This window comes from Alteromonas sp. PRIM-21, assembly GCF_027563165.1.
GTDB classification, from domain to species: Bacteria; Pseudomonadota; Gammaproteobacteria; order Enterobacterales; family Alteromonadaceae; genus Alteromonas; species Alteromonas macleodii_A.
In genome coordinates this window covers 986,359-1,004,087 of the sequence record NZ_JADOEK010000001.1, presented here as the reverse complement: position 1 = coordinate 1,004,087, position 17,729 = coordinate 986,359, and the positions used below count along the sequence as shown (strand labels likewise).

General features: G+C 44.1%; 14 protein-coding genes. 12 read left to right on the top strand and 2 right to left on the bottom strand.

Going from position 1 to position 17,729, the window contains the following annotated elements:
* Window positions 1-91 precede the first annotated feature (91 nt).
* On the bottom strand, window positions 92-2,032 hold the full coding sequence (locus tag IW644_RS04290; RefSeq protein ID WP_269916531.1) for a hypothetical protein: 1,941 nt from the start codon (window positions 2,030-2,032) through the stop codon (window positions 92-94).
* Between the two features lie 105 nt (window positions 2,033-2,137).
* Window positions 2,138-4,534, bottom strand: a complete 2,397-nt coding sequence (locus IW644_RS04285; RefSeq protein WP_269916530.1) for a Lon protease family protein — start codon at window positions 4,532-4,534, stop codon at window positions 2,138-2,140.
* Between the two features lie 291 nt (window positions 4,535-4,825).
* Between IW644_RS04285 and IW644_RS04280 the strand changes: the two genes are divergently transcribed.
* From IW644_RS04280 to ybeD, 12 genes are all read left to right on the top strand, one after another.
* Window positions 4,826-5,461: an SRPBCC family protein gene (locus IW644_RS04280; RefSeq protein ID WP_269916529.1), complete on the top strand. Its 636-nt coding sequence runs from the start codon at window positions 4,826-4,828 to the stop codon at window positions 5,459-5,461.
* Between the two features lie 319 nt (window positions 5,462-5,780).
* Window positions 5,781-8,384: a leucine--tRNA ligase gene (gene leuS / locus IW644_RS04275; protein WP_269916528.1), complete on the top strand. Its 2,604-nt coding sequence runs from the start codon at window positions 5,781-5,783 to the stop codon at window positions 8,382-8,384.
* A gap of 11 nt (window positions 8,385-8,395) precedes the next feature.
* A complete protein-coding gene (locus tag IW644_RS04270; protein WP_269916527.1) occupies window positions 8,396-8,923 on the top strand; it encodes an LPS-assembly lipoprotein LptE in 528 nt (175 codons plus the stop codon).
* Between the two features lie 24 nt (window positions 8,924-8,947).
* Entirely contained in the window at window positions 8,948-9,976 is a 1,029-nt protein-coding gene (gene holA / locus IW644_RS04265; RefSeq protein WP_269916526.1) for a DNA polymerase III subunit delta, read from the top strand.
* Window positions 9,977-10,033: 57 nt separating this feature from the next.
* Window positions 10,034-10,735, top strand: a complete 702-nt coding sequence (gene nadD / locus IW644_RS04260) for a nicotinate (nicotinamide) nucleotide adenylyltransferase (RefSeq protein WP_269916525.1) — start codon at window positions 10,034-10,036, stop codon at window positions 10,733-10,735.
* A 17-nt stretch (window positions 10,736-10,752) separates the two neighbouring features.
* Window positions 10,753-11,073, top strand: a complete 321-nt coding sequence (gene rsfS, locus IW644_RS04255) for a ribosome silencing factor (RefSeq protein WP_118495087.1) — start codon at window positions 10,753-10,755, stop codon at window positions 11,071-11,073.
* Window positions 11,074-11,187: 114 nt separating this feature from the next.
* On the top strand, window positions 11,188-11,658 hold the full coding sequence (gene rlmH / locus IW644_RS04250; RefSeq protein ID WP_269916524.1) for a 23S rRNA (pseudouridine(1915)-N(3))-methyltransferase RlmH: 471 nt from the start codon (window positions 11,188-11,190) through the stop codon (window positions 11,656-11,658).
* 30 nt (window positions 11,659-11,688) lie between these two features.
* Window positions 11,689-13,605, top strand: a complete 1,917-nt coding sequence (mrdA, locus tag IW644_RS04245) for a penicillin-binding protein 2 (protein WP_269916523.1) — start codon at window positions 11,689-11,691, stop codon at window positions 13,603-13,605.
* Window positions 13,602-14,717 (top strand): rod shape-determining protein RodA, encoded by a 1,116-nt coding sequence (gene rodA / locus IW644_RS04240; protein WP_269916522.1) that lies wholly within the window; start codon window positions 13,602-13,604, stop codon window positions 14,715-14,717. Before mrdA ends, rodA begins: the two co-directional genes overlap by 4 nt.
* Window positions 14,718-14,722: 5 nt before the next feature.
* Window positions 14,723-15,727, top strand: a complete 1,005-nt coding sequence (locus IW644_RS04235) for a septal ring lytic transglycosylase RlpA family protein (RefSeq protein ID WP_269916521.1) — start codon at window positions 14,723-14,725, stop codon at window positions 15,725-15,727.
* Window positions 15,728-16,138: 411 nt separating this feature from the next.
* Window positions 16,139-17,323: a D-alanyl-D-alanine carboxypeptidase family protein gene (locus tag IW644_RS04230; protein ID WP_179983315.1), complete on the top strand. Its 1,185-nt coding sequence runs from the start codon at window positions 16,139-16,141 to the stop codon at window positions 17,321-17,323.
* Window positions 17,324-17,424: 101 nt separating this feature from the next.
* Complete coding sequence (ybeD, locus tag IW644_RS04225) at window positions 17,425-17,688, top strand: DUF493 family protein YbeD (RefSeq protein ID WP_269916520.1); 264 nt, start codon at window positions 17,425-17,427, stop codon at window positions 17,686-17,688.
* Window positions 17,689-17,729: the final 41 nt, after the last annotated feature.

The window sequence follows — 17,729 nt, the reverse complement described above, 5'->3', positions numbered from 1 at the left end:
AACGAGCACAAAAAACTTTAAAAACGGGAGCATAAGCTCCCTGTTTTGTCAGGATGGCTAAAACAATTGCCCCGTTTTTTAATAGAAGTCGCTAAAAGTAAGTATATAGATAAGTCGTCGGAAGAGAAATTGCATCATCTTCGTTAACACGTAACTCAGGATGTAAAGCGGTAAGTCTTTCATAACTTTCCGGGTAATAAAGCTTTACTAATTTCATTCGGCTCTTATGAAATTTATCAATAGTAGGCTTAAAACGCATTAGCTCGTTAACCGTTTTTTCAATACTCATGAGTGAGTTAGTATTTTTTCTGATGTTGAGTGCAATATGAAGAGGGTCTTGCCCTTCCTTTGAACCACTGAATTGGGCATTGTTTTCAAAGAGGTACGATATTAATTCCACATCGTGCTTTGACGCTGCATAGTAAACTAGACTCTTACCGTAATTGTCAGGTTCGTAAATGGGTACACCCAGGACTGACATATTTTCTATAAAGTCGCTGTTCAAAAGTCCTCTAAAGGTTAATTCTTTATAATCATTTATCCCGCTCCAGAGTGGGCTCTGAACTATTGCGGAATAGCCTGTTTGAAACATCAGCAACTTGTACATCACAAATTCATACTGACTTTTATGCACAGGCTCAGACAATATTAAATCAATGCCTTGTTGCGCTTTCCCTTCTCTAAAATAAGTGTATGAAGAATCTATTCTATCTATCAAAGCTTGATTTACAGGTACACCTTCAGTGGGTGTTCTATATTTACGAAGGTAATAATCAACTAGCACTGGATCTGTACCAGAAAGTTCACCGATGATCGCTTTTTTATCACCATCAAAACGTGAAGCAACCTCGGATACGACATCGTGTATTTCTCGTGGTTGCCAGCGTTTGTTTAGCTCTGTCACGTGCGCGTTACATTCCGTAGTGATACGTTGTAACTCGGTTTGATTTAGACTCCCTTTTACACTTGCCAACTGTTGTTTTTCTAACGTTTCAATGAGGGGATGATTTTCACTTATCCGTATATTTTTTCTTTGGGCTATTGAAGTTAAATCCAAATTATAATCAATGATGAGCGTCTGAATTTCGCTATCGTCAAATCTGTAAAAGTGCCGAGGAAAACTCCCTTCTACCAGTTCATACGTTTGTGACTCGAAACGCGCGGCTGCGTTAAAATCCAATAACTTTAATACAATATTAGCTGCGGATGCCCGGTTATCATCATGAAAGCCGTATGTCAGTGCACTAAGTGCCCACTCCATACTAGAGCCTAAGTATTCGTCTTTCGTGGGTCTAAATCCCCGCTTAAGCATAGCGTCAACAATATTATCGCGATACCCCATAATGGCATAGTCAAGAAGCGAAGTTGTGGCGTAACGATCATAGGAAACTTTGGCAAAAGGATTTTCTAGCGCTTCGAACATCATGAGTATGCTGTCATCTGATGTATTTTTATCGAGAAGAAAATACGCAACATCGTCAACACTCACATCGTTTTCAGCAAGCGTCGTTTGTTTTTCTAATAACGTTAAACGCTCAAAATTTTTAAGCTTTGGATTGGGAACCTTTATCATTACTGATAAGCCCCACTCTTTAGCTAAAGGCTCTGCATCAAAGAATTTGTCGTTCAAATCCTTAGTTTGCAAAGAAGTTGGCGCGTCACTTCTTATGTATTCAATTCGAAAACTCTCAGCAAAATTTGAGTTTGTAAAATGTTCAACAACCAGTGTGACTTCATTAAGAGAATAGATACCCTCTTTGATGTAGCGATCCCAACTGGTATAGCTATTCCGTGCCCAGTTGTAAACACGCTGTTTTTGCTGGTTAAGCATTGTTATACAAGAAGAGTAGTTCTTAGTATCAGCGAGGGGTATTTCTTCGGAATTATTATCTGTTGTCGAGTCAGTAACGTTATATTCTTCGACGGGCGAATACGTTGTTTCGCTTGCATCGGAAGAGTATTGACTTCTCACATAAATAACCCCACAACCAAGTAGCACAACCCCTATGGTAATTAATAGCCTTTTGTCCATTGCTATGTACTCCCTTACTCAAATGAATTTTACCCTTATTCTCATTTACCCCCGTCACTTAACCCTCGGCTTCCCCGAAGACTAGCGAACTACTCTCTCTTAAAGCTATTCGCCATCTCCACCGTTCACAATAAGGGCGATATTGTATAAACGGTTTACCGCATGGTAGTTAATAGAGTTTTTAGGGTAACGCCCTTTACTGCTAATTTTACCCGCTTCTTGTTCCATCAAAATAGTAAGCGCATCGTCTACCGTTTCAACGGTATAAATATGAAACAGCCCTTTTTTCACGGCATCGATAACGGTGGTATCTAATACCAAATTTATCGCATTCGATTTAGGGATAATCACGCCCTGCGTACCGGTTAGGCCGCGGTGCTGACACAAGTCGAAAAAGCCTTCTATCTTTTCGTTCACACCGCCCACCGCTTGCACTTCACCATATTGGTTTATTGAACCTGTAATAGCCAAGGTTTGTAGGCACGGGATTTCAGTAAGAGCAGATATAAGTGCAACCAGTTCTCCAAGGGATGCGCTGTCGCCGTCTATATGGCCGTACGACTGTTCTAATGCGATGTTTGCAGATAACGTTAACGGGAAATGCTGAGCGTACTTATTACCTAAATAGCCGTTAAGTAACATAACCCCTTTAGAGTGTATGGGCTGTCCAAGCTCTACTTCACGCTCGATATCAACTACGCCACTTGCCCCGGCAAACACAGTAGATGTTATGCGTGCAGGCGTACCAAATGCGGTGTCACCAATATCTAATACGGTTAATCCGTTTACTTTTCCTACCGCTTTGCCTTCAGTGGCAATAAGCACGTGCCCTTCTTTAATATCGTTTAAAAGCGTTTGACTAACGCGGCCTGTGCGACGTTTTTTGGCACTTAATGCTGTTTTTAAATGATCGAGCTCTAGCGTGTCGGCATTCGACTTCTTGCAGAAATAGTAGGCTTCATTAACTAGTTCGATAACTTCAGCAAAATGCGCGGAAAGCTTTTCTTTGTGTTCCGCCATTCTAAGCGAATACTCAACCAACCTGCACATGGCATTAGCCGTTATACCTACAAGCCCTAACGTATTAAGATGTGCACGTACTTTGCCCACAAAGTCGAAAAGTGCCTGTCGAGTAACGGGGATTTCTAAATCAAAATCCACTAACACTCTGAATAGCTCGTCAAACTCATCATCATAATCTTGCAGGGTGTAGTACAAATCGCGGGAGCCTAGCAAAACGATTTTCACATTTAAGTCGATAGGCTGAGGGTTTAGTGTGATGTTATTCACCATACCAACGTCTTGCTGCGGTAAATCCATGCGCAAACGCTGGGACTTAATGGCAAGTTTCAGGGTATCCCACACAAATGGCTGTTCTATTAGTTGGTCGACATCCAGTAAAAGGTAGCCGCCATTTGCCCGGTGCAGTGCACCTGACTGTATCATTCTGTAATTGGTAAATACGCTACCATGAATGTTGGTATATTCAATTTTACCGAACAGGTTTTGGTAGGTAGGGTTCGGCTCGTAAATAACAGGTGCCGCATCGTCTAATTTATTTGATACCAATACATTAGGAAGAAACTGCTCTTCTAAAAATACCTTCTTATCGAAATCGTCACTCTTTTCCTCTTTTTGCTCTTCATTATGAATAACTAAGATAGCGTTAACCAAAGCGGTTTTAAGCTGTTTTAGATACTTCATAACCCCAAGCTCAGAGGCGTATTTGTGCTCAAACACTTTGATAAGCGGCTTAATCACATGCTCTGCGGTCTTTTTGTCAAGCTCACGCAGCCTTTCTGAATTTTCGCGCTTCCACGTAGGTAAACTCAACAGACTTTCACTCAGTCTATTTTCTAAATCATCTATGAGCGTGTAAAAGCCTTCTCGCTGCTCGTCTGTAAGCGATGCAAAATCAGTATCTCTTATTGGCTTGCCATTAATGATAGGTGAAAACGTAATTGAGCCACCCTCTTCATAAAGCGCAACGTCATTAGCTTGTGCGTAACGCTCTACAGCATCAATAGCTGCATCGTACTTTTGTTCAAACTCTCGTGAAATTGATGCACGGCGGCGCTGATAACCAGGGTTATCAAATGCAATAGGCAGTGAATCCAAGACATCATCGATAAGTGCAGCCATATCTTTTTGAAACGCCTTACCGCCACCAGGGGGGAATTTTAGCGCTACTGGCTGGCGTTCGTCGTCAAAGTTGTTGATATAACACCAATCGTCGGGTGCACGAAGCTGTGCGACTTGGCGTTCAATGTAGTCTTTTACTAAAGTGAAACGCCCTGTGGCAGGCTCACCCATTACGTAAAGGTTGTAACCTTTGGTGTTAATACCTAACCCAAAAGTGAGCGCTTCCCGTGCACGCTCTTGCCCAATAAAAGTCGCGTTTAGCGCTTCATCGTCTTTTAAGGCACTGTTTACCGCTCGGCGATTTATGGTAGGTGATAGCGCGTCTACATTTAACGCATATATATTAGTGTCTACAGACATGCCTGTTCTATTTTCGTTTCTTTACTTAAGTGAAACCCTAATTAACAGCACTGTCAAACGGTTAACTCTAATAAGGCAGCTTTACGTTGTTAATTGCACAACAAACAACCAGCTCAGTGTCTTAATGGGCACGTTGAGGCATATTGCTCAGGCTTTAACTCCTCTATTCATATTGATACTTCGGGGAGCAAGGTGTAGGTTTTAATGAGCAGTATGCGCAATGACGCAATAAATAGTAAAATTTTAAGCGCCAAGCAGCCAGCATGAATAATAAAAAGCAAGGTTAAAACGATGACAATAACAACGAAAGCAAGCCAAGCCCTGCTCCTTTCAGGTCTACTGAGCCTAACATTCACTTCACCTAGTCACGCTGACGTAAACTATGCAGATAACTCTGGTTTTTCTATTACTAACGAAAGTGAAAGTGCGGCCCCTATCGAAGCCGTGTATTCTCACTTTATTCAAGACGTAGATAAGTGGTGGCCGAAAGATCACACTTGGTGGAAGGGCACGCTAAGTATTGATGAACAAGCCGGCGGTTGTTTTTGCGAAGTTACACAAACAGCAAGTGCGGCACACATGCAAATAAGCTATGTTGAGCCTAATAAAAAGGTAGTGATGACCGGCGGATTAGGGCCTCTTCAAGAAATGGGCGTATCAGGTGCGCTCACTTGGGAATTCAGCACCGTAGAAGAAAACGCCTTATCGAACGATGATATAAAGCGCGAACCTTCACCTAAAACAAAGGTTACCCTTACCTATCACGCCTCTGGCAATATTCACTTCAATGGACAACGAGCATCTAACGAAGACGCTGCCAAATTGGTTAAAGTTGTCGATAAAGTTCAGGCGCAGCAGTTAAATGCATTAACCGCCTTTAGCGATAAACAATTTAACGAAGTTGAAAAAGACAGCGCTAAACGATAATAGAAATGACCAGAAATAGGTCGCTATGTGAATTTTACGCGAGAGTTTAAGCAAATCATCTTCGTTAACGCGCCTAAACAGCTGCATTTATGCTCACTTTTCATGCAAGCAGAAATAAATATTGCCTAGTTCAGTGTTAAGCTATTGAGGCATGGCTTAGCGCTGGGTTATTCTATTGGGCTATATGTATGTAAAGTGGGAAAATCCCACGTGCGGTTAAATGGCAAGAATGCAGGAGAGGTTTTAAATTCTCCTGTAAATCGTTCGCCTTATGCCGCCCCATAAACGTTTCAACTTTTAATGCGGAAGCCTAAGTTTCATGGCCGATAATCAGTACAATCCGAAAGACATTGAACAGCGTGTTCAGCAATACTGGGAAGATAACCAATCTTTTAAAGCAAACGACGATGTAGATAAAGAAAAATTCTACTGCCTGTCGATGTTTCCATATCCTAGTGGCCGACTTCACATGGGTCACGTGCGCAACTACACCATTGGTGACGTAATTAGCCGTTTCCAGCGTATGCAGGGTAAAAATGTATTGCAGCCTATGGGTTGGGATGCTTTCGGTCTACCAGCGGAAAATGCAGCGATTAACAACAATACTGCACCGGCGAAATGGACATACTCCAACATTGATTACATGAAAAATCAGCTTCGCTCGTTGGGTTTTGGTTACGACTGGGACCGCGAAGTAACAACATGTAAATCTGATTACTACCGCTGGGAACAGTGGTTCTTCACACGCCTTTATGAAAAAGGCCTTGTGTACAAGAAAAACTCTACCGTGAACTGGGACCCTGTAGATCAAACTGTTCTGGCTAACGAGCAGGTAATTGACGGTCGCGGATGGCGTTCAGGGGCCCTAGTTGAACAAAAAGAAATTCCACAGTGGTTTATTAAAATTACTGACTACGCTGAAGAGCTTTTACAAGATTTAGAGCAGCTTGAAGAGTGGCCGGATCAAGTACGTGCCATGCAAGCAAACTGGATTGGCCGCTCTGAAGGTGTAGAAATCACGTTTGACCTAGCATCAGCGGTTAATGATATTGCCGATTTAACGGTATACACCACCCGTCCGGATACCTTCTACGGCGTAACTTATGTAGCAGTAGCGGCGCAGCACCCATTAGCTGAGTTTGCAGCGCAGTCTAATCCAGATTTAGCAGCCTTTATCGAAGAGTGTAAGAACACCAAAGTTGCAGAAGCTGAATTAGCGACGATGGAGAAAAAAGGCTTTGCCACTGGCTTTGAAGTTATTCACCCTTTAACTGGTGAAAAGCTTCCAATTTGGGTCGCTAACTTTGTGTTGATGGACTACGGTTCAGGCGCAGTTATGGCTGTACCAGGTCACGACCAGCGCGACTGGGAGTTTGCCACAAAGTACGATTTGCCTATTAAGCAAGTTATTGCGCCAAATGCAGGCGATGAAGATAAATGCGACCTTTCAGCTTCTGCGTTTACAGAAAAAGGTAGCTTAATTAACTCGGAAAAATTTGACGGGCTTGAGTTCGACGCGGCATTTAACGGTATCGCTGATGAGCTTGAAAACAAAGGCTGCGGTAAGCGCAAAGTAAATTACCGTTTACGTGATTGGGGCGTAAGCCGACAGCGCTACTGGGGCGCGCCTATTCCAATGTTAAATTTGGAAAACGGTGAATCGGTTCCGGTTACTGCTGACCAACTACCGGTTGTGCTACCGGAAGAAGTAGAAATGAATGGCGTAACCTCGCCAATAAAAGCTGACCCTGAGTGGGCTAAGACCACATACAATGGTGAAGCTGCGTTACGTGAAACTGACACCTTTGATACCTTTATGGAGTCATCTTGGTATTACGCACGTTACGCTAGTGCTACCAACAATGATGCCATGCTTGACCCTACTTCAGCCAACTACTGGCTACCGGTAGATCAATATATTGGTGGTATCGAGCACGCCATCTTGCACTTGCTTTACTCGCGTTTCTTCCACAAATTGCTACGCGACGAAGGCTTGGTGAACTCTGACGAGCCATTTAAGCGCCTATTGTGCCAAGGCATGGTATTAGCCGACTCTTACTACCGTGAAGACGCCTCTGGTAAGAAAACTTGGTTCTCGCCTACCGAAGTAAGCACAGAGAAAGACGACAAAGGCCGCATTGTTAAAGCGTGGCTGACAGCAGATGGCGAAGAAGTTATTCATGGCGGCATGACCAAAATGTCTAAGTCGAAGAATAACGGTATCGACCCGCAAGAAGTTATCGACTTATACGGTGCCGATACAGTCCGTCTATTTACTATGTTTGCAGCGCCACCAGAGCAGACCCTAGAGTGGGTTGATTCTGGCGTTGAGGGTGCAAACCGTTTCTTACGTCGTATCTGGAAGCTTGTTACCGAGCACGTGGAAAAAGGCACGCCAGAAGCTATTGACGTTAAGTCACTGTCGAAAGACCAACAGGCACTTCGCCGTGAAGTACACAAAACGATTGAGAAAGTGTCTGATGACTTAGGTCGTCGCCAAACCTTCAATACTGCGGTTGCTGCAGTAATGGAGCTACTGAATCACCTTCAAAAAGCACCACAAGAAAACGCTCAGGACATCGCTATTATGCGTGAAGCCTGTGAGTCAGTCTTGTTGCTACTTAACCCTATTACCCCGCACATCGCTCACGAGCTTTGGAAAGTACTAGGTCACAGTGAAGATATCGAATCAACGCCATGGCCACAGGCAGATAAAGCGGCATTGGTTGAAGACGAGAAACTTATTATTGTTCAGGTTAACGGTAAGGTTCGCGCGAAAATGACCATCGCAGCTGATGCAAGCAAAGAGACAATTGAAGCGTCTGCGAAAGAGCAGCCTAACGTTCAGCAATTTATCGAAGGTAAAACCATTCGCAAAGTGATTGTTGTTCCTGGCAAGCTTGTCAACATTGTAGCTAACTAGGTCAGATGGCGATGAAAAAGCACTTACAATTTGTAGTCGCTGTGTTGGCTACCGTTTTGGTTACAGGCTGTGGTTTTCATTTGCGAAGCAGCCCTAGCCTACCTGACGACATTAACACGGTTGCCATTGAAAGTGCTCGAGCACACGCGCCCCTTGCGCGTGCGCTCGATAAACGCCTTAACGTTTATGGTTTATCCAGTGTTAACGTGGATAAAACAACCCGCTCTAATCAACACGTAAACATATACTTGCTACCAGAGAAATTAGAGCGCCAGCTGCTGTCTGTTTATCCGTCGGGACAAGTTGCTGAGTACGAGCTTATTTACGTAGTTCGTTATCGTGTTAAATTTCCCGGTAAAGAAGCGGTGATGGCCCAATTTGAAGTGGTACGTGACTATCAAGACGATCCGGACCAAGTGTTGGCAAAGTCTCGTGAACTTGAACTAATGTTAAGCGAAATGCGCAACGAGGCAGCAGATATTATGATTAGACGCCTTTCTAGTCAGGCAGTTGCTGCGCCTAACGTATCGTCATTATAAATCAAATAGACATCAGAACTTTTCATGCAAATTTATCCAAACCAATTTAGCCAAGATATTTCAAAGGCATTACGTCCATGCTATTTGGTGTTTGGAGACGAGCCACAGCAAAAATTTGATGTTATTGAACAAATTCGCGCCAAAGCGAAGGCTAAAGGTTTTGAAGAACGCACTGTGCTTGTTGCTGAAACAGGCTTCAACTGGAACCAGTTAATAGAAGCTACGCAAAGCATGTCGCTTTTTTCTAGCCAGCAGTTTATTGAATTAGAGCTACCCACAGGAAAGCCTGGCACTGAAGGCAGCAAAATGCTGCAAGAAGTCGCGGCGTCTTTAAACCCCGATATTCTGTTGCTCGTTCACGGCCCTAAAATAGGTAAAGACGTACAGCGTGGCAAATGGTTTAAGGTTCTTGATGAACTGGGCGTATCGGTGCTTTGCTATCCGTTGGAAGGTAAGCAGCTAAACGCGTGGTTGAATCAACAGCTCAACGCCCATAAGCTTTCCGTGACCGCATCAGGCGCCAAAATGATTGCCGATTTTTGTGAAGGCAACATGCTGGCCGCCAAGCAGGAAATTGACAAGCTTGCGCTGCTCTATCCGCAGCAATCTATATCAGATGAGCAAATTGAGCAGGCTATGGTGGACCAATCGCGCTTTAACGTGTTCCAACTGGTTGACGTGATGCTTAGCGGTGACAGCACTCGCTGTATCAAAATGCTCTATCGATTAGAAAGCGAAGGTCTAGAGCCAAACATTATTATCTGGGCGCTTGTGCGTGAATGGGAGCAGCTATGGAAGCTAAAACTAGCTCAGCAAAGCGGAACGCCTATACAGTGGCAAAAGTTTGGTATATGGCGCAATAGGCAAGGTTTTTATCAAAGTGCATTAAATCGTTTGAGCCTTGCACAGCTCGAAGACATACAAAAAGCACTTACGCGAGCTGACCATGCATTTAAACAAAATGTAATCGCCCGGCCCTATGTTGAAATGTGTCACCTTTGCATGATGTTCATGGGCATAGATCTTCGTGAAATCCCGCTGTTACAAGCGTAAAAGCCATATAAAGTATGAACAAGGTATAGACAAGGTTCGGACAAGGTAAACAAACTAGTGAGTCAATCACGCTCTTCTCAATCAAACCAACACGTAAAAGCTATCCTAGGCGGTACTTTTAACCCACCACATAAAGGTCATATTGGTGCTGCATTGAAAGCCGCTGATGAAGTGGGTATTGAGCGCGTTTATCTAATGCCGTGTAAATTAGCCCCCCATAAGTCGGTAGGCGTTTCAGAAACCCACCGGGTAAGAATGATTGAACTTTGTGCTCAAAACAATGACAGACTTATTCCAGAGTTAATTGAACTGACGCTCCCGTCACCCTCTTACACGGTAAAAACACTGCGAGCGTTGAGAGAAAAAAGCAATGATACAATCTGTTTTTTCATTGGCGCAGATTCACTGTATAATCTGGATAAATGGTACGAGTGGGAAGACCTGCTCGATTACTGTCACTTAGTGGTTATGCGCAGAGACGACGAAGAATTTTCGCCTCCCCCTGCGATACAAGCTTGGTTAGATCGTCATGTGACTAACGATAAAAATGTTATTCACACGAAGCCTACAGGCCATGTAGTGTTGACCAACACGCCACTGTATAGTGTTTCATCTACTGAAATTCGTGACGTATTAGCAGATGCTGCCACGTCTGACGAAGCGAATGCGCCAAACGCTTTAAAGGCTACTTCTGCCGAGTCTTGGCTAGAAGAAAGCGTATTAGCCTACATAAACGAACATCAGTTATATAAAAGTTAAGTAAGTGAGGAAAGCTCTTGGAGAGTCAACAGCTCAAACAGTTTGTTAAAGACAAAATTGACGACATGAAAGGCCGTGATGTTATCGAACTAGACGTTCGCGGCAAATCAACAATTACAGATACCATGATCATTTGTTCGGGTAACTCTAAACGCCACGTATCTTCTATTGCTGAAAACGTAATGGTTGAAGCAAAAAATGCCGGTCATGCTCCTGGTAGTGTGGAAGGTAAAGAAACAGGTGAATGGGTTCTTGTTGATTTTGGTGATGTTATCTTGCACGTTATGCAGGACGAAACCCGTGACTTCTATCAGTTAGAAAAACTGTGGGCGCAGTAATTTAGACGCCGGCTAGAAATACATAGCTACACGGTCGATAAAGGCCATACCTCATTAGCGTATGGCCTTTATTGTATAAGAGAAAAACTAATTCCTGCGGTAAGGGTACATTAAGTGCGTATACAAATTGTGGCGGTCGGAACAAAGATGCCAGGCTGGGTTAACACAGGCGTTGAAGAATTTATTCGTCGATTTCCCAACGATATGCCGGTGTCATTCACTGAAATTCCCGCTGGCAAACGGGGTAAGAACGCCGATATAAAGCGCATTTTAGAAAAAGAAGGCGAGCAAATGCTGGCTGCTATTCCTAAGGGAAACCGCATTGTTACCTTAGAAGTAACGGGCAAGCCTTGGGACACCCCTACACTGGCTAAACAACTCAACAATTGGAAAATGGACGGGCGCGATGTAAGCCTTCTTATCGGCGGGCCTGAAGGATTGGCGCCTGAGTGTATCGCGGCGTCGGAACAGAAATGGTCCTTATCAGCCCTTACGCTCCCCCACCCTCTTGTTCGAATTATTCTTACCGAAAGCCTATACCGCGCATGGTCGGTCACGCAAAATCACCCGTACCACCGTGAATAAGAAATCGCTACACTAATGCAAAGGAAGTCAATGCCTCGAAAACGACAAGCAATTCGCGATCATTCAGCTGAAGCGAACTTGTTCGCTCGCCGCGCGACTATCGCTTTTATTATCGTTGTAGCCATGTTGGGCATTGTGCTAAACAACCTCTATTCTTTACAGGTTACCCAATTTGAAGATTACCAAACCCGCTCTAACGGTAATCGAATAAAAGTTTTACCCATAGCACCAAACCGCGGTCTTATTTACGACCGAAATGGTGTACTTTTAGCGGAAAACCGCCCGGTTTTTAGCTTAGAAGTCATTCCCGAACAGGTCGATGATATTGACCAGACCCTTGCTGATCTAACCGAATTAATGGACATCACAAGCGATGAGCTAGAGCGCTTTCAGTCAACGCTTAAAGGTACCCGTCGATTTAAACCCGTAGCCCTTCGCACACAATTAAGCGAAGAGGAAGTCGCGCTTTTTTCTGCCAGCAAACACAAATTTCCGGGCGTACAAATTGAAGCCCGTCTAGCTAGACATTATCCGTACAAAGAAACCCTCACTCACGCCCTCGGTTATGTGGCACGTATTAATAAACGCGACTTACAAAAGCTTGTTGAAGCAGGACAAGAAGATAATTACGCGGCAACTCATGATATTGGGAAATTAGGTATTGAGAAATACCACGAAGAATTACTGCACGGTAAAGTCGGCTATCAGCAGGTTGAAGTAAACAATCAGGGCCGAATCATTCGTGTGCTGAGTGTTGAACCGCCAACGCCGGGCAAAGATATAGTGCTTAACCTAGACCTTGAGCTTCAGTTAGAGGCTCAGCGAATAATAGAAGGTATGCGCGGCGCAGTAGTCGTAACCGATGTTAAAACCGGTGGCGTGCTTGCCCTATATTCTAACCCCAGCTACGACCCGAATTTATTCGTGCACGGTATCAGCAGTAAAAATTATTCTGCGCTGTTGAATTCACCAGACCGGCCACTTATTAACCGTGCTACTCAAGGTCAATACCCTCCTGCTTCAACCATCAAACCTCATTTAGGTTTTGTTGGTCTTGAAGAAGGCGTTATTACAAAAGACTATACGGTTAACGATACAGGTCGCTACAAATTACCTAATGTATCCCATGTTTGGCGTGACTGGCGTCGATGGGGCCATGGTAAAGTAGATGTCTCGAAAGCCATTGAGGTGTCTTGTGACACCTACTACTACGAACTGGCCTACAAGTTAGGTATCGATAAAATTAGTGAGTCTATGTATGAATTCGGCTTCGGAGATTTTACCGGTATCGATCTTTATGAAGAATCAGACGCGAATATGCCAAGCCGAGGCTGGAAGCGCGCACGATTCAATCAACCTTGGTACATTGGCGACACTATACCTGTCGGTATAGGCCAAAGTTACTGGACCACTACCCCTGTGCAATTAAACACATCAGTTAACACGTTAATTAATGCCGGCGAACGCTATATCCCTCAAATTATTCGCGGATATATGAATACAGATAGCTCTGTTGACCTTATCCCACTTAAGTCACTACGACCTATAGAAATTAAAAACCGTGAAAATTTAGACGTGGTATTAAACGCCATGCGCGATGTGGTAAGTGGCGATGAAGGCGGAGCACGCCATGCGTTTGCAGGCACACCATATGATTCAGCGGGTAAAACAGGTACAGCGCAGCTCTTTACGGTTGGCCAAAATGAAGAATACGACGCCAGTAAAATAGACGAGCGCCTTCGCGACAACGCCATGTACGTAGGGTTTGCACCTTTTGATGACCCAGAAATATCGGTAACTGTGGTACTTGAAAACGTAGGTGGTGGTAGTAAGAACGCCGCGCCTGTCGCACGTCAAATCATGGACTTTTACTTTCGAGATCGTGTTTTTGAAACTGCCGACGTTAATACGGCAAGTAGTGAGAATAAATTAGGGGCAAACCAGTGAAGCGAACCACCATAAACCCTAATAAGATAAGCTTTCTTCAGCGAATTCACATCGATGGCTGGCTACTGGTTGGTCTGCTCGTACTAAGTTGTGTTGGACTATTTACGCTCTATTCTGCGTCTGGACAGGATATGGAGCAAATGGAGCGCCAGTTTATTAGGCTGGGATTTAGTTTTATCGTCATGTTCGCTCTCGCCCAAGCCCCTTTAGGCGTGTTTAGGTTTTTCTCAACCTATGCCTATGCTGCTGGCCTATTAATGCTTATAGCCGTATTGCTGTTTGGTGACATGGGTAAAGGCGCACAGCGCTGGCTCGATTTAGGCTTTATTCGTTTTCAGCCCTCTGAATTAATGAAGCTTGCCGTACCTATGATGGTGGCGTGGTATATCAGTAAATTCACCATGCCGCCACGCACCACGCATATCATTGTTGGTTTTGGCTTGGTGGTTGTGCCCACCATCCTAATTGCTAAGCAACCCGATTTAGGCACCTCACTGCTCATTGCAAGTTCGGGCATCTTTGCCATATTCCTGGCAGGAATGAGCTGGCGACTTATTTCTATCGTCGGCGGGCTTATTGGTGCGTTTACGCCTGTCATGTGGTTTTTCTTGATGAAAGACTACCAAAAACAACGAGTTCTCACCTTTTTGAACCCAGAGAGTGACCCTCTCGGTTCTGGCTACCACATTATTCAATCTAAAATTGCCATTGGTTCAGGCGGGGTTGACGGTAAAGGCTGGCTACAGGGTACCCAATCGCAGCTAGAGTTTTTGCCAGAACGCCATACTGACTTTATTTTTTCTGTATTTAGCGAAGAATTTGGTCTCACCGGTGTCATGTGCTTAATGGCAATTTATATTTTTATCATTATGCGCGGACTGATTATCTCAAGTCGCGCACAAGATGCTTATGCGAAACTACTTGGCGGTAGTATCACGCTTACCTTTTTCGTTTATGTATTTGTCAACATGGGCATGGTTTCAGGACTACTCCCTGTGGTAGGCGTCCCCTTACCCTTAGTGAGTTTTGGTGGAACATCTATGGTGACTTTGATGGCAGGTTTTGGCATTCTTATGGCCATTGCCACTCAAAAACGTTTAATGTCTAGATAACTTTTATGTTACAGCGCCTTTTTTCGGTACTTGATTTAGTTAATGTAAGCGCATTTCAAGCAAGCTTACCAAACGCATTTGCGCGTAAACACTTTATGCGTTGCGGCGCGGCTGTATTTACCGCCATCTTGTTAGCAGGGTGTCAAAGCGCGCCTTCTCAGTCTAGCCGATACACTCAACAGCAAGATTCTGCACCAAAACATGTTGCAAAAAAGCCTGAAACATTAGACGCGGTCCCCAAATACGAAGCCTATCGCATGTTCAACAGCAGGCCATATAAAGTATTGGGCAAACACTATACGCCTATGAATAGCGGTAAAGGCTATGAAGAGATAGGCTATGCAAGTTGGTACGGCCAGAAGTTTCATGGTCATTTAACCTCAAATGGTGAAACCTATAACATGTTTGCTATGAGCGCAGCTCATAAAACATTGCCGCTCCCCTCTTACGTACGCGTTACTAACTTGGAAAACAACAAGCAAGCCATAGTTCGCGTTAACGACCGCGGTCCTTTTCATGACAACCGGATTATAGATTTATCTTACGCCGCCGCAGTGAAACTTGGCTATCACAGTAAAGGCACTGCAAAAGTTAAATTGGAAGTTATTCATTTTGACGAACAAAACAATGTCACGGTAGGCAATAACCCAACGGTGACCTACGATGAGTACTTAGGCATAGCGGTAACTCCTCCTGAGATAGCCAGTACGTCGCCTAAGCCCCCTCTTGACCCAGCAAAAGCTGAAAAAACAGCAACTAAACAAAGCAGTAATACCGTTGCCGATGCTGTCTACATACAAGTTGCAGCGCTTTCAAACGCGGAAAAGGCAAAGTCCATTTCCAACGTACTGTCGGCCTTGTATCAAATTCCCGCTCACTTGCCGGTAGCTGATAACATTTATAAACTCCAGCTTGGTCCTATTCACGACGAAGCTGTCGTGGCAGAGGTGCTCGAGCAATTAAAGCAAAACGGTTACCCTAACGCTTACGCAATTACACAAACGCTATAAGCTGTTACTGAGTACTCAATCTCCCAGCTTTTTTTGTACGGGGATATACATACCCATTGAAGGTTGCGCCCCCGCATAAAAATATAAGCTTGTTGTCTTGCCAGCTTATTCCCGCTCATAAAATCAACGACATTGTGGCAGCTTTGTGTCATTCAGCAGGCAATATCACGGTTTCTTCGTCTTATCCCTACTATCCCTTAAACTTTTTTGATAAAACCTAGTCTTATAAGCAGCCTTTCGTTAAGATCTCGTATTGCCCAAAGAAAATATGGGTAAATAGTCAGAGTTCGGTTACGAACTGGATAAAAGCTAAAATTGGGTAGCCATGTTTTAAGGTATTCGCTTCGCGGTTACCGCAATAACAGGGTAAGCTTTAACTCACACGGATAAACGGTCAAAGAAATTAGAACCATGCTCAGAATAATTCAACGCGCTAAACCGTCATTACTTTCATTTGCCTTTTTGGTGATGGGGACATTACTGCACACAGCTAACGCTGCAGTAGTGACACCGCCAGCCCCCACTGTAGCTGCAGAAGGTTTTTTACTTACCGACTATGAAACCGGTAACGTTATTGCGTCAAAAAACGCAGATATGCAGCTTGCACCAGCAAGCTTAACCAAAATAATGACGATTTATGTCATTGGTAAAGAGCTTCAAGCGGGCAACATTAGTCTGGACGATGAAGTCACTATTTCTGAAAATGCATGGGCGAAGAAATTCCCAGATTCATCAAAAATGTTTATCGAAGTAGGAACACAGGTTTCTGTAAGTGATTTGCTTCGCGGTATCGTAGTGCAGTCAGGAAACGATGCCTGTGTTGCAATGGCCGAACACGTAGCGGGCTCTGAGTCTGCGTTTGCTAGCATGATGAATGCTCACTCAGCATCACTTGGTATGACAAGTTCTCACTGGGTAAACGCACACGGCTTGCACGACCCAGACCACTACACTACACCACGTGACATGGCTGTGTTGTCTCGCGCGCTTATTGCTGAGACACCAGAAATGTACAAAATTTACAGCGAAAAAGAGTTTACCTACAACGGTATTAAGCAATACAACCGCAACAGCCTATTATGGGATAAAAGCTTAAACGTTGACGGTATCAAGACTGGCCACACGTCAGACGCGGGTTACAGCCTAATCACTTCAGCGGAACAAGGCGGAATGCGCCTAATCTCAGTGGTTATGGGTACAGACAGCGAACGTGCGCGTAAAGTTGAAAACAAAAAGCTGCTTAAATACGGCTTCCGTTTTTACGAAACACTAACGCCATATGAAGCTGGTCACAGTTTTGTAGCGCACCGTATCTACATGGGTGATAGAGAAACCGTAGACCTTGGAATTAATCAATCTACCCCCATTACTATTCCGCGCGGTCAGGCGGCAAACTTAGAAGCTAACTTTGAGCTTGACGACAAGCTAGAAGCGCCGCTTGCAAAAGGCCAAGTTGTTGGGAAACTTTACCTACAGCTAGATGGTGAAGATGTAGCGAGTTACCCTTTGGTAACACTTCAAGAAGTAAAAGAAGGCAGCTTCTTTAACCGCGCTAAAGACTACATTATGCTTCAGCTAGGTTTTGACGACGAGTAAGTTACCTTACTGAAAACGTTAAAAAGCTAGTTGTGAAGCGGCCAGATTTGTTACAATCTGGCCGTTTTTTTATATGATATTTTAAGTACCAAGGATATCGCATGGATACCCGTTTCGACGAACTACTAGATTTTCCAACAAACCAAACCTTTAAAGTAATGGGCGTTGCCCACGAAGACCTACCAGAACAAGTAGTAGGATGTCTTCAACAGCATGCACCTGGCGACTATTCACCTACAGTGAAACCAAGCAGTAAAGGTACTTACCACTCGGTGTCTGTTAGCGTGCGTGTTACCAGTAAAGAGCATATGGAAACCATTTACACTGAGTTAGCTAAATTAGAGCTTGTTAGGGTTGTACTTTAAGTGAATGAGCAGTCGACATCGGCTACCGTAGATGGCGTTAT

Excerpts from the sequence above, each read along its gene's own strand:
- IW644_RS04290 (WP_269916531.1), bottom strand. The coding sequence starts at position 2,032 with ATGGACAAAAGGCTATTAATTACCATAGGGGTTGTGCTACTTGGTTGT.
- IW644_RS04285 (WP_269916530.1), bottom strand. The coding sequence starts at position 4,534 with ATGTCTGTAGACACTAATATATATGCGTTAAATGTAGACGCGCTATCA.
- IW644_RS04280 (WP_269916529.1), top strand. The coding sequence starts at position 4,826 with ATGACAATAACAACGAAAGCAAGCCAAGCCCTGCTCCTTTCAGGTCTA.
- leuS (WP_269916528.1), top strand. The coding sequence starts at position 5,781 with ATGGCCGATAATCAGTACAATCCGAAAGACATTGAACAGCGTGTTCAG.
- IW644_RS04270 (WP_269916527.1), top strand. The coding sequence starts at position 8,396 with ATGAAAAAGCACTTACAATTTGTAGTCGCTGTGTTGGCTACCGTTTTG.
- holA (WP_269916526.1), top strand. The coding sequence starts at position 8,948 with ATGCAAATTTATCCAAACCAATTTAGCCAAGATATTTCAAAGGCATTA.
- mrdA (WP_269916523.1), top strand. The coding sequence starts at position 11,689 with ATGCCTCGAAAACGACAAGCAATTCGCGATCATTCAGCTGAAGCGAAC.
- IW644_RS04235 (WP_269916521.1), top strand. The coding sequence starts at position 14,723 with ATGTTACAGCGCCTTTTTTCGGTACTTGATTTAGTTAATGTAAGCGCA.
- IW644_RS04230 (WP_179983315.1), top strand. The coding sequence starts at position 16,139 with ATGCTCAGAATAATTCAACGCGCTAAACCGTCATTACTTTCATTTGCC.
- ybeD (WP_269916520.1), top strand. The coding sequence starts at position 17,425 with ATGGATACCCGTTTCGACGAACTACTAGATTTTCCAACAAACCAAACC.